This window comes from Streptomyces sp. 4F14 (genome assembly GCF_048159485.1).
Taxonomy (GTDB): domain Bacteria; phylum Actinomycetota; class Actinomycetes; order Streptomycetales; family Streptomycetaceae; genus Streptomyces.
In genome coordinates this window covers 1-377 of sequence record NZ_JBLRVY010000222.1, presented here as the reverse complement: position 1 = coordinate 377, position 377 = coordinate 1, and the positions used below count along the sequence as shown (strand labels likewise).

At 67.6% G+C, this 377-nt stretch carries 1 protein-coding gene; it reads right to left on the bottom strand.

Features of this window, described 5'->3' with window-relative positions; all coding sequences use genetic code 11:
• Positions 1-254: AMP-binding protein (locus ACLZOT_RS50425; protein WP_416976049.1), on the bottom strand; the 254-nt coding region annotated here is incomplete at its 3' end.
• Between the last annotated feature and the right edge of the window lie 123 nt (positions 255-377).

The following is a 377-nucleotide window of genomic DNA, read 5'->3' as shown; positions in this document are numbered from 1 at the left end:
ATACGGGTCGAGGCGGAGAGGGCGACGCGCTGCTCGGGCTGGACGCCCAGCTCGATCAGCCCGGCCGCGATGGCGTAGACCCGCTCGGCGGCCTGCCCCCAGTTCAGCGACTTCCAGTCGTCGGGACCCTGCCCCGAGGCCGCCGGCACGGGATACCGGTAGGCCTCGGCGTCCGGCGTGGCGGCCACGCGCTCCAGGAAGAGGGTCGCCACGCTCGGCGGACGGTTCTCGATCAGTGTCTGTGTGTCGCTCAAGACATCCTCCGGGGGCCCGCGACTGTGCGGCTGGTTCCACTCACATTGGTTCGACTCACGTTGTTTAACTCGTGAGTAACTATCGAGCAGGGATCAGGTTAGAGCCCGACCGGCCACGACGTA